The organism is Pseudomonas sp. NC02, assembly GCF_002874965.1.
GTDB lineage: Bacteria > Pseudomonadota > Gammaproteobacteria > Pseudomonadales > Pseudomonadaceae > Aquipseudomonas.
In genome coordinates this window covers 5,972,669-5,989,372 of record NZ_CP025624.1, presented here as the reverse complement: position 1 = coordinate 5,989,372, position 16,704 = coordinate 5,972,669, and the positions used below count along the sequence as shown (strand labels likewise).

Here is a 16,704-nt window from a genome sequence, read left to right as displayed (position 1 = left end):
CGGGGGCAGAAAAGAAGCGCATTCTAACCCAATGGGTTTTAGATGGCATATGAAAGGACATCATGTCGCGGACAAGCGGGGCTCATCTGGGGATAGGTGGTGTTTGTTCGGGCCCCTTCGCGAGCAAGCCCGCTCCCACATTCAATCGGGTTCCTTCAGGTGGAATACGGTCGAATGTGGGAGCGGGCTTGCTCGCGAAGAGGCCATCCGCATCACCTGAGGATTTCAATCGAACATGAACAGCGCATCATTGCTGAACTGCGCCTCAAACCGGTTCGCCGGCATCGGTCGCCCGAACAGGTAGCCCTGCACCTCATCGCAACCGTGCTCCCGCAGGAAGTCCAGCTGCTCATGGGTTTCCACACCCTCGGCGATCACCGCCAGGTTCAGGCTGTGGGCCATGGCGATAATCGCCCGGGCAATCTGCGCATCCTGCTCACCCGACGGCAGGCCGTCGACAAAGGTGCGGTCGATCTTCAGCACGTCGATGGGGAACTGCTTGAGGTAGTTCAGCGATGAATAACCGGTGCCGAAGTCATCTACCGCGATGCTCAGGCCGAGGTTTTTCAGGCTGGCGAGGATCTGCATCGCTTCGTTGACCTCGCGCATCAGGATACTTTCGGTCAGCTCCAGCTCCAGGCACGCCGGCGGCAGGCCGGTGTCCTTGAGGATGGTGGCGATGCGCTCGCCCAGTTGTCCGTCGGAGAACTGCCGGGCCGAAATGTTGACCGAGACCTTGGGTACCCGCACCTTGTTCTGGTGCCAGGTCTTGAGTTGGCGGCAGGCTTCGCTGATCACCCAGTCACCCACGTCCACCACCAGCCCCAACTCCTCCAACACCGGGATGAAGTCCCCCGGCGGCACCAGCCCGCGACGCGGATGGCGCCAGCGCAGCAGGGCTTCGGCACCGGTCAAACGTTTGCCGTCGCCGCTGAACTGCGGCTGGTAATACAGCACGAATTCGTTCTGTTCCAGGGCGTGGCGCAGGTCGCTTTCCAGCTCCAGGCGTTCCAGGGCGCTGGCGTTCATGTCGGCCTGGTAGAACTGGAAGTTGTTCTTGCCCCGCTCCTTGGCGTGGTACATCGCCGTGTCGGCGTTTTTCATCAACTGGCTGAGTTCGTTGCCGTCCTGCGGGCTCAGGGCGATGCCGATACTGGCGGTGACGAAGAACTCGCGGCCCTCCAGCACAAACGGCTTCACCAGGCTGGCCAGAATCTGCTCGGCCACGTGAATCGCCCGGTTCAGCGCCATCTCACGGTTGACCCGCGGTTGCAGCAGCAAGGTGAATTCGTCGCCGCCCATGCGTGCCACGGTGTCGTCTTCGGCGACGCAGCCCAGCAGGCGGGTGGCCATTTCCTTGAGCATGCGGTCGCCGGCGGCGTGGCCCAGGGAGTCGTTGATCGGCTTGAAGCGGTCGAGGTCGAGGAACATCAACACCACCCACGACTTCTGCCGTTCCGCCGATTGCAGCGCGGTGTGCAGGCGGTCCTGGAACAGCGTGCGGTTGGGCAGGTGGGTCAGGGCGTCGTAGTAGGCCAGGCGGTGGATGCGCTGCTCGCTGGCCTTGCGTTCGCTGATGTCACTGAAGAAGCACACGTAGCTGGCCAGGTCGCCTTCGTCATCGAACACGGCAGTAATTCCGACCCAGGCCGGGTAATGCTCGCCGTTGCGGCGCTTGAGCCACACTTCGCCTTCCCAGGTGCTGTGCTGGTGCAATTGCTTGAGCACGTAGCGCAGGTGGGCTTCCTGCTGTTCGTCGACGGTGAGCATGTTCGGCAACTGGTCGAGCACGTCCGCCACCGCATAACCGCTGACCCGGCTGAACGCCTCGTTGGCCTGCACGATGTAGCCGGCCGGGTCGGTGATCAGGATCGCCGAGGTGGAGTGTTCGAATACCGTGGCCGCCATGCGCAGATCTTTTTCCGCACGGCGCTGCTGGCTGATATCGCGACCCACGCCAAGGATACCCTCGAACGCGCCATGTTCGTCCCACACCAGCACCAGGCGCAGTTCGATGGGGATCTTGCGCCCGTCGGCCCGCAGGCAGTCGAACAGGAACAGTTGGGTCTGCACGTCGTTGCGCAAGGCCGCGAGGGATTCGGGTTGGTCCAGGGCGCGGCTGACTTGCTCCACCAGGGAGTAGATACCGGTCAGTTGCTGCGGGTTGGCGATGGTCGATTGCCAGCCGTTTTCGAAGATCCAGTCGACGTCATAGCCCAGCACCGCGTTCACCGAAGGGCTGACGTAGTTGAGGGCCAGCTTGCTGTCGGTGGAGAAGATTACGTCGCTGATGCTTTCCGCCAGCATGCGGTAGCGCTGTTCGCTGTCACGCAGGGATTCACTGGCTTCGATCTGGTCGGTGATGTCCTTGGCGACGCCGATGATGCGCGTCACCTGGTCAGTCTTGTCACGGGCCAGGGCCTGTTCGCGGATGTCGAAGCGCCGCCATTGGTTGTTGCGGTGGCGAAAGCGCAACTGGCACTGCAACTGGCTCAGGTAGCCGGCCTGGCGCTGTTGCAGGCGCAGGTCGTGGTAGCGCTCGGCGTCTTCGGGGTGCAGCAGGATCTCCCAGAAGTACTCGCCCATCTGCTGCAGCTCGGGCTTGTTGTAGCCCAGGGTGTGGCCCAGGTGGTGGTTGCTGAAAATCATCCGCTGGCTGATCACGTCCTGCACATACAGGTGATCGGGCACGGTGCGTACCACGTCCGACCAGAAACCCTCGCGCTCCACCAGTGACAACTCGATCAGCTTGCGGCTGGTGATGTCGCTGATGCTCAGGATCACGGCCTTGAAGTCGTCCTGTTGTTCCGGCAGGCGCATCACCAGCCACAGGTATTGGTCGTTGCCTTCGATATCGCTGAGCTGGATTTCCAGTTCAAGCTGCTTCTGCTGGGTCAGCACCGCGTCGATCACCTGGTTGCCGATGGCGGTCGGGCTCGACGGGCAGGCGTCGATCAGGCGTTCCCAGGCCTGCTCGCAAGAGGCAACATTCAGCAAGCGCACCGCCACCTGGTTGACCTCGGTGATGCGCAGTTCCTTGAGCAGTTGCTGGCGCTGTTCCGGGTTGTCTTGCAGCAACTGTTGCAACTGCTCGCGGGTTTGCAGTCGGGCTCTATCGAAGAACGCGCGCAGGCCCGACAGGTCGAGCACGCACAGCGCCACGCCGGTGCCTTCGAAAATATCCTGGTAGCGGCGGCGGCCCTCGTGCACCTGGCGCTGGCGGCGGCGCATGTTCAGCAGCACGATCACCGGGATCAGCGAGAAGGCCAGGCCCAACAGGCATTTGCCGATAAAGGCCGGCAGCAGTTGCTCCAGCACGGCGGCGCGGTCGAACAGGCCGCGCAGTTGCCAGTCGCTCTTGCTCAGGGGCGTGACCAGTACACTTTTGTTCAATTCGTCCGGGGTCAACGCGGTGGCCCATTGGGCCGGCATCCCGCTGTCACGGCTGACCACCCGGTGGTTCAGGCGGTTTTCGATGACCCACATCGGGCGCTGGCCCTGGCCATCCTGGCGGGTCAGGTTGGCTAGGTAATTGGGGGCCAGGCGCAAGGCCCAGTACATCTTGGTGCCGCCGCTGGGCTGGTGCAGCAGCAGGTAGATGACGGTGCCGTCGTTGTTGTTGCTCAGGTAATAGGACTGGGCGTGGCTGCGCTTGACCAGTTCTTCGAGCCAGGCGCTGTCCTGGCTATCGCTGGCGCTGTCACTGATCATCGCGCCGCTGGGGGCGAGCAGGGCGACGCTGCGCAACTCCGGCAGGGAGCGTTGCAAGGTGCGCATCAGGATTTGTTGCTGTTCGGCGTCCCGCGGCGGTTCGACGATCGGCAGCAGGTTCAGCGCGATCTGCGCACTGAGGGCCATGTTCAGGCTGATCTGTTCGGCCAGGTCGGCGCTGTAGTCGATGGTGTATTGCTGCTGGTTTTTCTGGTTTTGCTGCAACTGGTCCAGCAGTTGCCAGAACAATAACGCGAGCAGCAACAGGACCAGCGTCGCCAATGCGCCCTTCAGGGTTCCGTGCAGGGGCGCTCCCGGCGCTATATGAGCGGCGCGCAGGGGAGTTGGCGGCGTTACGTTGGACAAACTGTGATCCTGCGGTTTGGCTGGACTGGCGCGCGACGTGCACTATAAGCCGGACGCCCGGAGGGCGGCTAGCATGCCTTGTGTTGTGGCAAAGTGCCAGCCCCGCCTGGCTGGACTGCCCACCCGCATTCAGGTAGCTTTGCCGGTTACGCGAGGGCGTTCCAGCCCCAGACAATCAGGCATCTACCGCACGCAGGCATTGATAGACATCAACGGCCCGCGCGGCGCATGGCCTGGCACGGGTTTCGCCCGCTTAATTCATCAGTCACTGACGCTAGGTTCACCATGGCTCAATACGTCTTCACCATGCATCGGCTGGGAAAAGTTGTTCCGCCGAAGCGGGAAATCCTGAAAAACATTTCTCTGTCCTTCTTCCCGGGCGCCAAGATCGGCGTGCTCGGCCTCAACGGTTCGGGTAAATCCACCCTGTTGAAAATCATGGCCGGCGTCGACACCGAGTTCGACGGCGAAGCCCGCCCGATGCCCGACCTGAACATCGGCTACCTGCCACAGGAACCTATCCTGGACCCGACCAAGACCGTGCGTGAAGTGGTCGAGGAAGCGGTCAGCGTGATCAAGAACGCCCAGGCCCGCCTGGACGAGGTCTACGCGGCCTACGCTGAAGAAGACGCCGACTTCGACAAACTGGCGGCAGAACAGGCCAAGCTCGAAGCCATCCTGCAAGCCGCCGACGGTCACAACCTGGACCGCCAGCTGGAAGTCGCCGCCGACGCGCTGCGCCTGCCGGCGTGGGACGCCAAGGTTGAACACCTGTCCGGTGGTGAAAAGCGTCGTGTGGCCCTGTGCCGCCTGCTGCTGTCGGCCCCCGACATGCTGCTGCTCGACGAACCGACCAACCACCTGGACGCCGATTCCGTCGCCTGGCTGGAGCATTTCCTGCACGACTTCCCGGGCACCGTGGTTGCGATCACGCACGACCGGTACTTCCTGGACAACGTTGCTGGCTGGATCCTCGAGCTCGACCGTGGCGCCGGTATCCCTTACGAGGGCAACTACTCCGGTTGGCTGGAAGCCAAGTCCGACCGTCTGGCCGCCGAATCCAAGCAACAGTCGGCCCATGAAAAGGCCATGAAAGACGAGCTGGAATGGGTGCGTAAAGGCGCCAAGGCGCGTCAGTCGAAATCCAAGGCCCGTCTGGCGCGTTTCGAAGAGATGCAGTCCCAGGAGTTCCAGAAGCGTTCCGAGACCAACGAAATCTACATCCCGGCCGGTCCGCGCCTGGGTGACAAGGTCATCGAGTTCAAGAACGTCTGCAAGGGCTACGGCGACCGCGTGTTGATCGACAACCTGTCGTTCTCCATGCCAAAAGGCGCCATCGTTGGCGTGATCGGCGGTAACGGTGCGGGTAAATCCACACTGTTCCGCATGCTGATGGGCAAGGAACAACCGGACTCGGGCACCATCGAAGTCGGCGAAACCGTGCAACTGGCTTGCGTTGACCAGAGCCGCGACGACCTCGACGGCAGCAAGACGGTGTTCCAGCAGATTTCCGACGGTTCCGACCAGATCCGTATCGGCAACTACGAAATCCCGTCGCGCACCTACGTGGGTCGCTTCAACTTCAAGGGCGGCGACCAGCAGAAGTTCGTCAAGGATCTGTCCGGTGGTGAGCGCGGTCGCTTGCACCTGGCCCTGACCCTGAAAGAAGGCGGCAACGTATTGCTGCTCGACGAACCGTCAAACGACCTCGACGTTGAAACCCTGCGTTCCCTGGAAGAAGCCCTGCTGGACTTCCCGGGCGCCGCCATTGTGATCTCTCACGATCGGTGGTTCCTTGACCGCGTGGCCACTCACATCCTGGCGTACGAAGACGACTCCCAGGCGGTGTTCTTCGAAGGCAACTACACCGAATACGAAGCCGATCGCAAGAAACGCCTCGGCGAAGCTGCTGCCCAGCCGCATCGTGTACGGCACAAGAAGCTGGCCTGATCCGGGTTGGTGGTTTGAACAAGCGGAGCCTTCGGGTTCCGCTTTTTTTTGCGTGTTTTCAGGTGGACCGCGTCGTCTGCATCGCAGGCAAGCCAGCTCCCACAGTTGACCGCATTGTCATGGATGTACTGGATCAAATGTGGGAGCTGGCTTGCCTGCGATAGCGGATTAACTGTTGGTGCAAGGCCTGGATTGAAATCCTCATTAAGGTGCAAAAAACGCCTGTATTTATATCTAATGCACCATTTAAATTCACAAAAGCGACATTTTGCCCTGTCGCGGTGCGACATGAATTGATAAAGTCCGGGACAAATCTCCTTTAACGACAATAAATTTGCCGAGACTTTTCATGATCGAATCCGTTGAATCCTTCCTTGCCCGCCTCAAGAAACGCGACCCCGACCAGCCGGAATTCCACCAGGCCGTGGAAGAAGTCCTGCGCAGTTTGTGGCCGTTTCTTGAAGCCAATCCCCACTACCTGAACTCGGGCATCCTGGAGCGCATCTGCGAGCCGGAGCGTGCGATTGTGTTCCGGGTGTCGTGGGAAGATGATCAGGGCAAAGTACGGGTCAACCGCGGGTTCCGGATCCAGATGAACAGCGCCATCGGCCCTTATAAAGGTGGCCTGCGCTTCCACCCGTCGGTGAACCTGGGCGTGCTGAAATTTCTCGCCTTCGAACAAACCTTCAAGAACTCCCTGACCTCGCTGCCCATGGGCGGCGGCAAGGGCGGCTCGGACTTCGATCCCAAAGGCAAGAGCGACGCCGAGGTGATGCGTTTCTGCCAGGCGTTCATGAGCGAGCTGTATCGCCATATCGGCTCGGACGTGGATGTGCCCGCCGGTGATATTGGCGTGGGCGCCCGGGAGATCGGCTTCCTGTTCGGCCAGTACAAGCGCCTGAGCAACCAGTTCACCTCGGTGCTGACCGGCAAGGGCATGAGCTACGGCGGCAGCCTGATTCGCCCGGAGGCCACCGGTTTTGGCTGCGTGTACTTCGCTGAAGAAATGCTCAAGCGCAACGGCGAGCGGGTCGAAGGCAAGCGCGTGGCCATCTCCGGCTCCGGCAACGTCGCCCAGTACGCGGCGCGCAAGGTCATGGATCTGGGCGGCAAGGTGATCTCCTTGTCCGACTCCGAAGGCACTCTGTACTGCGAAAGCGGTTTGACCGAAGAACAATGGTCGGCACTGCTTGAACTGAAAAACGTACAGCGCGGGCGCATCAGCGAACTGGCATCGCGTTTCGGCCTGGAATTCCGCGCCGGCAAAACACCATGGGAGCTGGCCTGCGACATCGCGTTGCCCTGCGCCACCCAGAATGAACTGGACGCCGAAGCGGCGCGCACTCTGTTGCGCAATGGCTGCGTCTGCGTGGCCGAAGGCGCCAACATGCCGACCACCCTGGAGGCGGTGGATATCTTTATCGAGGCCGGCATCCTGTTCGCGCCAGGCAAGGCGTCCAATGCCGGCGGGGTGGCGGTGAGCGGGCTGGAGATGTCGCAGAACGCCATGCGCCTGCTGTGGACCGCCGGTGAAGTGGACAGCAAGCTGCACAACATCATGCAGTCGATCCACCATGCGTGCGTGCACTACGGCGAAGAGAACGGCCGGGTCAACTACGTGAAGGGCGCCAACATTGCAGGCTTCGTGAAGGTTGCGGATGCAATGCTGGCCCAGGGCATCGTTTAACCCTCGGGTTCGATGCGCAGGATTTCGATCAACTGATCACCGACGGGGCGCCTCCACAGCACCTCGTCGCCCACCTGTGCACCCAGCAGAGCGCGGCCCAGTGGCGAACCCCAGTTGATCAGGCCCACCGTGGCGTCGGCCTGGTCTTCGCCCACTAACTGAATGCGCCGCTCTTCGTCCTGTTCGTTGGCAAAGGTCACCCAGCTGCCGATTTGCACCTTGTCGGTGGAGGTTGCCGGCGCCACCACCTGTGCGCTTTGCAGGCGCTGGTTGAAGTAACGCAAATCCCGCTCAAGGTCGGCCTGGCGCTGTTTATCGGCCTGCTCGCCCTTGGCGGATTCTTCGCTGTGCTCATGCTGCAACTGCGCGACCCTGGCCTGCAATTGTGCAAGTCCGCGGGCAGTGAGGTGATTGGGTTGCGCGCTGACCTGGCGTTCCACCGGTTGGCTGGCCTGGGCAGCGGCGCTGTCTTCGTTGACGAAAGCTCGACTCATGACGTTCTCCTGCTATGGAGTTTGGGCCATGGTCGCAGGGGTTAAGTTTCGCTGGATGTCTGGAAGCGACCTATTGCGAGCGAAAGGCCCTGGCAGCGTCGCGGTCTTTTTCCTGTTGCCAGGCGCGTTCGCGGTCGTCCCAGTGGCGATTCTTGTAGTCGTTCAGGTCTTCGTTCTCGCGCATGGCCTTGCATTGGCGAAAGCCATCATCCCAGCCTTCGGCGTAGGTGCGGTCTTTCAGGTAGCGCGGGACGTTCTTGCGAAATTCCCCGGTGATCACCCCGGCAGCCTGGCGGCCGCTGCTGCAACCGTCGTCATAGCCATCGGCGAAGGCGGGTGGATAACCCTTGGCCAGCAAATCCTCATGGGTTGATTGGCAACCCGACAGCAGGGCCAACAGGCCCAGCACTCCAGCGTACCGCCACATCGCTTGCTCCCTGGCCGTTGAACGGCTGATGGGGGAAGTGTAGGAGTGGATTCGTTCGGGGTATGTGAAACGGATGTGAGAAATCCGTGTGACGCTGCGGCTTCGGGCGATCACGCGCCCCCTGTGGCGAGGGAGCTTGCTCCCGCTGGGGCGCGAAGCGGCCCCTGTTCAGAGTATAGAGATATTACAGAGAGGGTGAGGTGTCTGGTTTTGGGGCTGCTGCGCAGCCCAGCGGGAGCAAGCTCCTTATGGACTAATTAGAGATCGTTCCCACGCTCTGCGTGGGCATGCCGCTCTGGACGCTCTGCGTCCGCTTTTAAAGGTCGTGACGCAGAGCGTCACAGGATGCATTCCCACGCGGAGCGTGGGAACGATCTACGGCTCAGGGATTAATAGTGATACCACTTCACTTCCAGCATCACTTCGTTCACCGGTGTCGCGAGGTGGCTGTATTCCCGCTGCGCACTCAGTCTCAGCCCCAGGTTGCGCGACAATTCCCACTGTTGATTCAGGCTGATACTGCGCCGCACCTCGCCATTGGTGAAGAAGTCACCCTTGGCTTCCAGGCTCAGGTTGCCCAGCGGGTTGCGCCACAACACACCTGTATTGAACCCGGCAGCCGGGGAGATGGCTTCACCGAAGTCGCTGTTGTGCTCCACGCGCACGGTGCCGAGGGCGAAGCCAAGCATGTCGTCGCGCAGTTGCCAGGTGCCGCCCGCGCCACCGTTGACGTGGCTGACGAGTGTCTCGTCGTCATGCTTGCCCGGTACGCGCTCCAGGCCGCCGGTGACTTGCCACGACCACGGTTGCAGCAGCTCGTTGCGTGGGGTCAGTGAGCGGATGGTTGCCAGATCCAGTTGCTGCAATTGCCAGTGGTTGCCTTCGTACTGGCGCAGTTTCATTTGCAGGATTTCAATCTGCGCGCCCAAGGGGAAGCCTTCGGCGTTGTCGTTCAGGTCGTGGTAGGCCATGCGCAGGCCGTATTCGCCGAAAGCCTTGTCGCCCCGGGTGCCGATGCCGGCTTGCCAGGTGCGGGATTCGTGGCCGTCTTCGGGCAGGCCGGGGCGTTCGATCTTCAGGTCCGGCGCCGGGTTCTGGTTGATCGCCCGCAGCAGTTCGAAGCTGCGCTGGGAGCGTTCGGTGTCGCGCTCCAGGCCGTTGGCGCGGTAGCGGCCAAGGCGGTAGGCGGCGTCGATGATCAGGGCCTGGCGGTCTTTGGCGATGGCCTTGAATGCCGGGTCCTGCAGTTGTTTCTGGTCGTCGCTGATCTTCAGCACCCATTGCTGCTCGTCGCTGTCCAGCGGCTTGGCGCGTTCCAGCAGCTCCCGTTCACGGGAAGGGCGGTAATCGATTTTCTCCACCAGGCCGGCTTCTTTCACGGCTTTTACCGTGTCGGTAGGGATCGCGGTCAGCGGGAATTGTTCGGTCAACCGCAGGCTTGGGCGAGCCACTTGCAGCAGTTCCAGCAGGCGATAGGAGCAGTTTTCGTCGAAGAAGAAGTAGTCGAACTGGATCTGCTTGAGTTCCCACACGTGCTCGACCATGCGCTCGGTCTCGACCTGGGTCAGGTTCAGGCGGTATTCCCACAGGTCGCGGTTCTCCAGGCTACGGTATTCCGAGAGTTTTTCCTGGTAGGGCACCAGCGCGAACAGGCCCGGGTAGCCGCCCATCAGGCCCTTCCAGGCGTAGAGGATGCTGTTGTCCGAGCCTTCGATATAGGCGCCAAAGTTGATCGCGTAGCTGAGCAGGGCGGTGTTGTTGCTCTGCACATCAGCCTGGTCGATGCGCAGCAGGGTATGGCCGAACATCGATGACGGGCTGTTGAGGTAGGCCGCCGGGAAGATCATCACCGCGCTGTGGGGGGCGACGTCCTTGAACCATTGCTTGAACTCCTTGCAGTCCAGCGCCGGCAAGTCGCTCAGGTGCAACTGGTCCTTGAGCCAGCGTGTACGTGCCGGGTAAACGCATTGGGCGTGCTTTTCGCCGAGGCTGGCCGGGGCATACAGCGCCTCGACAGTGGCCTTCAGCTCCTGGTCCGGATGGTGGGCGCCATCGGGAGCGAGGAAGAATTTCTTGTCGCTGACATAGCTGCGCCAGCCTTTGAACTTGCCGGATTCGTAGTGCCCCAGCGAAAGCCAGAACGGGTCGTTGGCCAGTTGCTGCAAACGTTGATCATCAAGGTGCGGCGCCGCATACAGCGGGGCGCAGGCGAAGAGTGCCAGGTAGGCAAGGCGTTTGAGCATGTGGGCAACTTAAGTCGAGATAAAAAGACCCAAAGGGGAGGCAGGTCCAAAAATAATAAAAACCCGTGCCTCGAAAGGCACGGGCGGGTCGAGCTTAAGCCTGGGTAGCGTATTTCGCCAGACGGGTGTCGCTTTTCAGTACAGCCAGGGTGTTGTTGTGCACGTCATCAGCGGTTACGTCAGCCTTGCTGAAGATTTGCTGGAAGTGCTCGTGAGTCACAGCGGCAAAGTGCTCGCGGTCTTCAGGAGCAACGCCCAGTACTACAGCGTAGGTAGTCAGCGCTTCGCCGTTACCCTTGGCCATGTCTTCGGACAGCTCGTTCATCATGCCATTCATGGCAATCCACGATTTGCCACCGTAGGTCAGTGCGCTGTTGGTGCTGCAGCCGTTGGTGCCCGAGGTCATGCCGAACGTGGCGTTACCCGAGGTACCGTTGGTGGTGGAGGCCAGGAAGTGAGCCGGAGTGCCGCGTTGGCCTTCGAACAACATGTTGCCCCAACCGCAGTTCGGGCCACCTGGCGCTTCTGCCATTGCATTGAGGGAGACGACGGTGAAGAGAGTACCGAGAAGGATCCGTTTCATAGCTTTGTTCTCTTTGTGTGCAAACCAATGGACAAGGGTTCAGGTGCCTGACAGCACCCTAGGGGTCGGTTATTAGTCCAACCCGCAGCAGGTTGGAGTTTAGGCATGATCCAAGGGTTCCGTGACTTTTTATGAAACAAGCCGGAAACACTCGGTTTTTTTACAGCCCCGAACACGGGTCTATGCTTTCCCCAAGCCGTCCTTGCCAGCCGGCCCAACCCGGCGCCAGAATGCCGTCATCTGCCCCGCCTGATGTAAGGAAGCCCGATGCCTGATCCTGTTGCTGCCAGCTTGCGTCTAGCGCCCGAAGCGCTGACTCGTCCTTTTTCCGCTGAACAGTTCAGCTTCTCGACCACCAATGATTTGGAGCCCTTTCGCGGTGTGCTTGGCCAGGAACGTGCGGTCGAAGCCTTGCAGTTTGGTGTGGCAATGCCACGCCCCGGTTACAACGTATTTGTGATGGGCGAGCCCGGTACCGGGCGCTTTTCGTTCGTCAAACGCTACCTCAAGGCCGAAGGCAAGCGCCTGCAGACCCCGGCCGACTGGGTCTACGTCAATAATTTCGATGAGCCTCGCGAACCCCGCGCGCTGGAACTGCCTGCGGGTGGTGCTGCCGCGTTCATCTCCGATATCAACGGCCTGATCGACAACCTGGTCGCGACCTTCCCGGCGGTGTTTGAACACCCGACGTATCAACAGCGCAAAAGCGCCATCGACCGTGCCTTCAACCAGCGTTACGACCGTGCCCTGGACGTCATCGAGCGCCTGGCCCTGGAAAAAGACGTGGCGCTGTACCGTGACAGCACCAACATTGCGTTTACCCCGATGCTCGACGGCAAGGCCCTGGACGAGGCCGAGTTCTCGCAGTTGCCCGAAGCCGACCGCGAGCGTTTCCACACCGATATTTCCGAACTGGAAGAACGCCTCAACGAAGAACTCGCCAGCCTGCCCCAGTGGAAGCGCGAGTCCAATAACCAGATGCGCCAGTTCAACGAAGAAACCATCACGCTGGCCTTGCAGCCACTGCTGGCGCCGTTGTCCGAAAAATATGCGGAGAACGCGGCCGTCTGCGGCTACTTGCAGGCGATGCAGGTCTACCTGCTGAAAACCGTGGTCGAGCAGTTGGTGGACGACGCGAAAACCGACGCCCAGGCCCGCAAGTTGCTGGAAGAACAGTACTGCCCGAGCCTGGTGGTGGGGCATCCGATCAACGGTGGCGCGCCGGTGGTCTTCGAGCCGCATCCGACCTACGACAACCTGTTCGGTCGTATTGAATACAGCACCGACCAGGGCGCGCTCTACACCACCTATCGCCAATTGCGCCCGGGTGCGCTGCATCGTGCCAACGGTGGTTTCCTGATCCTTGAAGCCGAGAAGATGCTCAGCGAGCCGTTTGTATGGGACGCCCTCAAGCGTGCCCTGCAATCGCGCAAGCTGAAGATGGAATCACCGCTGGGCGAACTGGGTCGCCTGGCCACGGTGACCCTCAACCCGCAAGTGATCCCGTTGCAGCTCAAGGTGATCATCATCGGCTCCCGCCAGTTGTACTACGCGTTGCAAGACGCGGATCCGGACTTCCAGGAGATGTTCCGGGTACTGGTGGATTTTGACGAAGACATCCCGATGGTGGATGAAAGCCTGGAGCAGTTCGCCCAGTTGCTGAAAACCCGCACCTCGGAAGAAGGCATGGCGCCGTTGACCTCCGATGCGGTGGCGCGGCTGGCGACCTACAGCGCGCGGTTGGCGGAGAACCAGGGCCGCTTGTCGGCGCGTATCGGTGATTTGTTCCAGCTGGTCAGCGAGGCGGACTTCATTCGTCACCTGGCCGGTGATGAGCGCACCGACTCCGGGCACATCGAGCGCGCACTCAAGGCCAAGGCCACGCGCACCGGGCGGGTGTCGGCGCGGATTCTCGACGACATGCTCGCCGGAGTGATCCTGATCGACACCGCCGGCGCGGCGGTGGGCAAGTGCAACGGGCTGACGGTGCTGGAGGTGGGTGACTCGGCGTTTGGTGTGCCGGCGCGGATTTCTGCCACGGTGTACCCGGGCGGCAGCGGCATCGTCGATATCGAGCGTGAAGTTAACCTCGGCCAGCCGATTCACTCCAAGGGCGTGATGATCCTCACCGGTTACCTGGGCAGCCGTTATGCCCAGGAATTCCCGTTGGCGATCTCGGCGAGTATCGCCCTTGAGCAGTCCTACGGCTATGTCGACGGCGACAGCGCGTCCCTGGGCGAAGCCTGCACCTTGATCTCGGCCCTGTCGAAGACGCCGCTCAAGCAGTGCTTTGCCATCACCGGCTCGATCAACCAGTTTGGTGAGGTGCAGGCGGTCGGCGGGGTCAACGAGAAGATCGAAGGTTTCTTCCGTCTTTGCGAGGCCCGCGGGCTGACCGGCGAGCAGGGGGCGATCATTCCCCAGGCCAACGTCGCGACACTGATGCTCGATGAGAAGGTGTTGCAGGCCGTGCGGCAGGGGCAATTCCACGTCTATGCCGTGCGTCAGGCCGACGAGGCCTTGAGCCTGCTGGTGGGTGAGCCTGCGGGTTCGCCCGACGAGGAGGGGCAGTTCCCCGAAGGCAGCGTCAATGCGCGGGTGGTGGAGCGTCTGCGGGCGATCGCCGAGATGATCAGTGAAGATGACCTGAAGGAAGCCGAGAAGGAGTTGGCGCAGGAAGCACTGGCTGAGACCAAGCCGGTGTAATCAATGCCGAAGGGGCCTGGTTCCAGGTCCCTTCGGCATATTTTTGACGCCGTCGTGACGGCAGTCATCCGTTGGTCCCCCAGCCTTGGTTTGTACCGGGTTTCTTCTATTCTCAGCTCAAGGGATAGCCACAGGAGTCGCTGGATAGAAACAGTCTTGCCTTGCGAGGCTGAATACCGGATCTACCGAGGGTCGCCGCCATGTCGCGCAACCTCTGCCTCACCCGCCAGTGCCTGGGCCTGGTCACCCGTATCGAATGTTCCATTCGCCCTCTCGCGGGGGATACCGGGATGTGGACCTTGTTGTTTGCCGCCGGAATGACCGGCGAACAACCCTCCACCATCAAGTCCCAAGGCCCGTTCCACGGACCTTTCGTGGCACAAACCATCCTCGATTCGATTGTTGAAAGCCTGACCCTGCACGGCTACGAGCTGGCTGACGACCCGCAGATCTGGTGCCTGCACCTGCAGGCGCACTTGCGACAACTCAATGGTGGGCGGCAGACGGTGCTAAGCGATATCCGCTGACCGCACTCCCCCCGTAGCAGCTGGCGCTCGACAGCTGCTACGGGGGCGGGGGAGGGGCTATGGCTTGGGGGCAGGGGCCGCCTCGGGTTTGTCCAGCTTCACCTCAAACCCATACTGCACCGTGTCCAGGCCGGTGCGCTGGTAGGTTTCCAATGTCGTCGGCTGGCCGTAGAAGTAATGCACGTCGAACAGCGCCGTGCCGTATTCCTCGGCGCGGTGGCTGACGCCGAGAATTTCCTTCAGGTAGTTGCCGCTGGCGTCCTTGGCATAGAACCGCCAGCTGTCAGAGGGGAACAGCTTCTGGTCGACAATCAGCGCGTTGTCCTTCAGCTCCAGGCCCTTGGGCAGTTGCCCGGCAGTGAGGCTGCCTTTCTCGATGGTCGCCAGGAACAGCGGCATTGATCCGACGGCAAACCCCGGGTTTTCAGGGAACAGGTTCAGGTCATAGGTGATGGTGCCGCGCCCCGGGTCGACCTCGTAGGCTTCGGCGGGCAGTTCGATCGGCTCGCCAAGCTTGCCTTCGTCGTTGGCGGTGAGGAACGTCACCGGGGCATCGCCGCCGCCGCGGTCCTCGCCCAGCAGGTCGTCGTTGAAGGTGTAGGGGTGATCGAACTCAACGTGCGCCGCACTGGCGTCATCCACCGACTGGTTGATGGTGACGCTTTTCTTCAGTTGGTCTTCGGACAGGGTGGCGTCCTTGAGCCAATCCGCAGCCTGGTCGTCATACACCGTGACGGGCATCGGCAACGGCTGTACGGTTTTTTCCAGGCTGTTCTTGTCGAAGCGCCGTACGGGCAGGTCCAGGTCCTTGCGGGTCACCGTGGCCTGGGAAAAGTCGAGCACGCTGACTTGCACATTGTCGATCAGGCCATTGAAGTACACCTTGGTGTAGTGGCTGTTCTGCTTGAGCTCGAAGGCTTTCTGCTCGTCTTCCAGCTGTTTCTCGAAGGCGTCGGACCAGCCCTTCTGCTTCTGCATTTCGGCCAGTTGCTTCTCGTAGAACGCCAGTTGCGCGGCGTTTTCGTTGATCGAGCCCGAGCGCGAGAGAAATTGCCCGGTGGTGTCACGAGCCTGCACCAGCAACGGGTTCGGCGATTCGTCCGCGACTTCCGGCGCCAGCGGGGCGCTGTTGGTCAGTTCGATCTCGGCGTAGTTCTTTTCCAGGGCCAGCAGGGTGACGGTGACGTTTTCTTCGGTGCGCTTGCGGCCCACGTCCTTTTTCGACAAGTCGAAGGTGAAGACTTTACGCGGGGCAATCACTTCCACCTTGCCCTTGAGGGTGACGGGCTGCGGCTGGCTTTTGTTCTCCGTCTCGACGCCTTCGACGAACGGGTAGGTCACCGTCAGGTCATCGGGGTTGGTCAGGTTGGAACTGGTGGGGCTCAACTGGATGCCCGGGTCGGTTTCCGACCATTCCGGCTGGAACGGGATGACCTTGTTGTTGCTCAGGGTCACCGACTGCCATTCCAGGCCATGTGGGAAGGGGAACTGGTCGGGCATGTTGAAGTTGAACGGGAAGATCGGCTGCAGGTCCGTCAGGTAGTCCGAATGGGACGCCTTGCGCAGGACAAACAGGCCATTGATGTAGGTATCGACCAGGGCCTGCGGCGTAGGGTAATGCTTGAGCAGCGCCAGGGCGTCTTCGCTGTACTCGGCCTCGATGGGCTTGGTGGCGAGCTTGGCGCGCGCCCGTTCCAGCAACAGCAGCGAGCCTCCGAGCTCGGACACGGCGTCCTTGAGCTTGGGGTCCTGGATGGCGTCCAGGGATTGTTCGAACTTGGCGGTTTTCTCTTCGAGACTGGCTTGCTTGTGTTCATCGCTTGGGGAACAACCGCTGCCCATCAGCAACGCCGCACACAGGCCAAGGCTGGCCAAAGGGGATCGCACATCCATTATCTGAGTTTTCCTGTCCGACATCATCGAGCCGAGTTGATGAGCTCGACACTAGCAGAAAAATTCCTTAACAGATGCCGTACAGATCAGTTTTCTCGACGGTTTCTGGGGTTTGGG

Annotated in this window: 10 protein-coding genes; 4 read left to right on the top strand and 6 right to left on the bottom strand. The window is 61.2% G+C overall.

Annotation, left to right across the window (positions count from 1 at the left end; all coding sequences use genetic code 11):
- Positions 1–225 precede the first annotated feature (225 nt).
- Positions 226–4,077 carry a bifunctional diguanylate cyclase/phosphodiesterase gene (locus C0058_RS28135; RefSeq protein WP_102369934.1) on the bottom strand — a complete coding sequence of 1,284 codons (3,852 nt, stop codon included), beginning with the start codon at positions 4,075–4,077 and terminating at the stop codon, positions 226–228.
- A gap of 285 nt (positions 4,078–4,362) precedes the next feature.
- Between C0058_RS28135 and ettA the strand changes: the two genes are divergently transcribed.
- The gene (gene ettA, locus C0058_RS28130) at positions 4,363–6,027 is read left to right on the top strand and encodes an energy-dependent translational throttle protein EttA (protein ID WP_003215833.1); all 1,665 of its coding nucleotides are present in this window, start codon (positions 4,363–4,365) and stop codon (positions 6,025–6,027) included.
- Between the two features lie 349 nt (positions 6,028–6,376).
- Entirely contained in the window at positions 6,377–7,714 is a 1,338-nt protein-coding gene (gene gdhA / locus C0058_RS28125) for an NADP-specific glutamate dehydrogenase (RefSeq protein WP_102369933.1), read from the top strand.
- Here the strand turns inward: gdhA and C0058_RS28120 are convergent.
- The 4 genes from C0058_RS28120 to C0058_RS28105 all read right to left on the bottom strand — a co-directional run bounded on the left by C0058_RS28120 (position 7,711) and on the right by C0058_RS28105 (position 11,461).
- Positions 7,711–8,208, bottom strand: a complete 498-nt coding sequence (locus C0058_RS28120; RefSeq protein ID WP_102369932.1) for a GreA/GreB family elongation factor — start codon at positions 8,206–8,208, stop codon at positions 7,711–7,713. The genes gdhA and C0058_RS28120 overlap by 4 nt on opposite strands.
- Positions 8,209–8,278: 70 nt before the next feature.
- Complete coding sequence (locus C0058_RS28115) at positions 8,279–8,635, bottom strand: hypothetical protein (protein ID WP_102369931.1); 357 nt, start codon at positions 8,633–8,635, stop codon at positions 8,279–8,281.
- Positions 8,636–9,024: 389 nt separating this feature from the next.
- The gene (locus C0058_RS28110) at positions 9,025–10,878 is read right to left on the bottom strand and encodes a DUF4105 domain-containing protein (protein WP_087695249.1); all 1,854 of its coding nucleotides are present in this window, start codon (positions 10,876–10,878) and stop codon (positions 9,025–9,027) included.
- 94 nt (positions 10,879–10,972) lie between these two features.
- A complete protein-coding gene (locus C0058_RS28105; RefSeq protein ID WP_003215845.1) occupies positions 10,973–11,461 on the bottom strand; it encodes a DUF3015 domain-containing protein in 489 nt (162 codons plus the stop codon).
- A 267-nt stretch (positions 11,462–11,728) separates the two neighbouring features.
- Here C0058_RS28105 and C0058_RS28100 point away from each other — a divergent pair, with 267 nt between their 5' ends.
- Together C0058_RS28100 and C0058_RS28095 are read left to right on the top strand one after the other, a co-directional pair.
- A complete protein-coding gene (locus C0058_RS28100; RefSeq protein ID WP_003215847.1) occupies positions 11,729–14,167 on the top strand; it encodes a Lon protease family protein in 2,439 nt (812 codons plus the stop codon).
- Between the two features lie 200 nt (positions 14,168–14,367).
- Entirely contained in the window at positions 14,368–14,694 is a 327-nt protein-coding gene (locus C0058_RS28095; RefSeq protein WP_003215849.1) for a hypothetical protein, read from the top strand.
- 57 nt (positions 14,695–14,751) lie between these two features.
- On the opposite strand, the gene C0058_RS28090 is transcribed toward C0058_RS28095, so the two are convergent.
- Complete coding sequence (locus tag C0058_RS28090) at positions 14,752–16,587, bottom strand: hypothetical protein (protein WP_102369930.1); 1,836 nt, start codon at positions 16,585–16,587, stop codon at positions 14,752–14,754.
- Positions 16,588–16,704 lie beyond the last annotated feature (117 nt).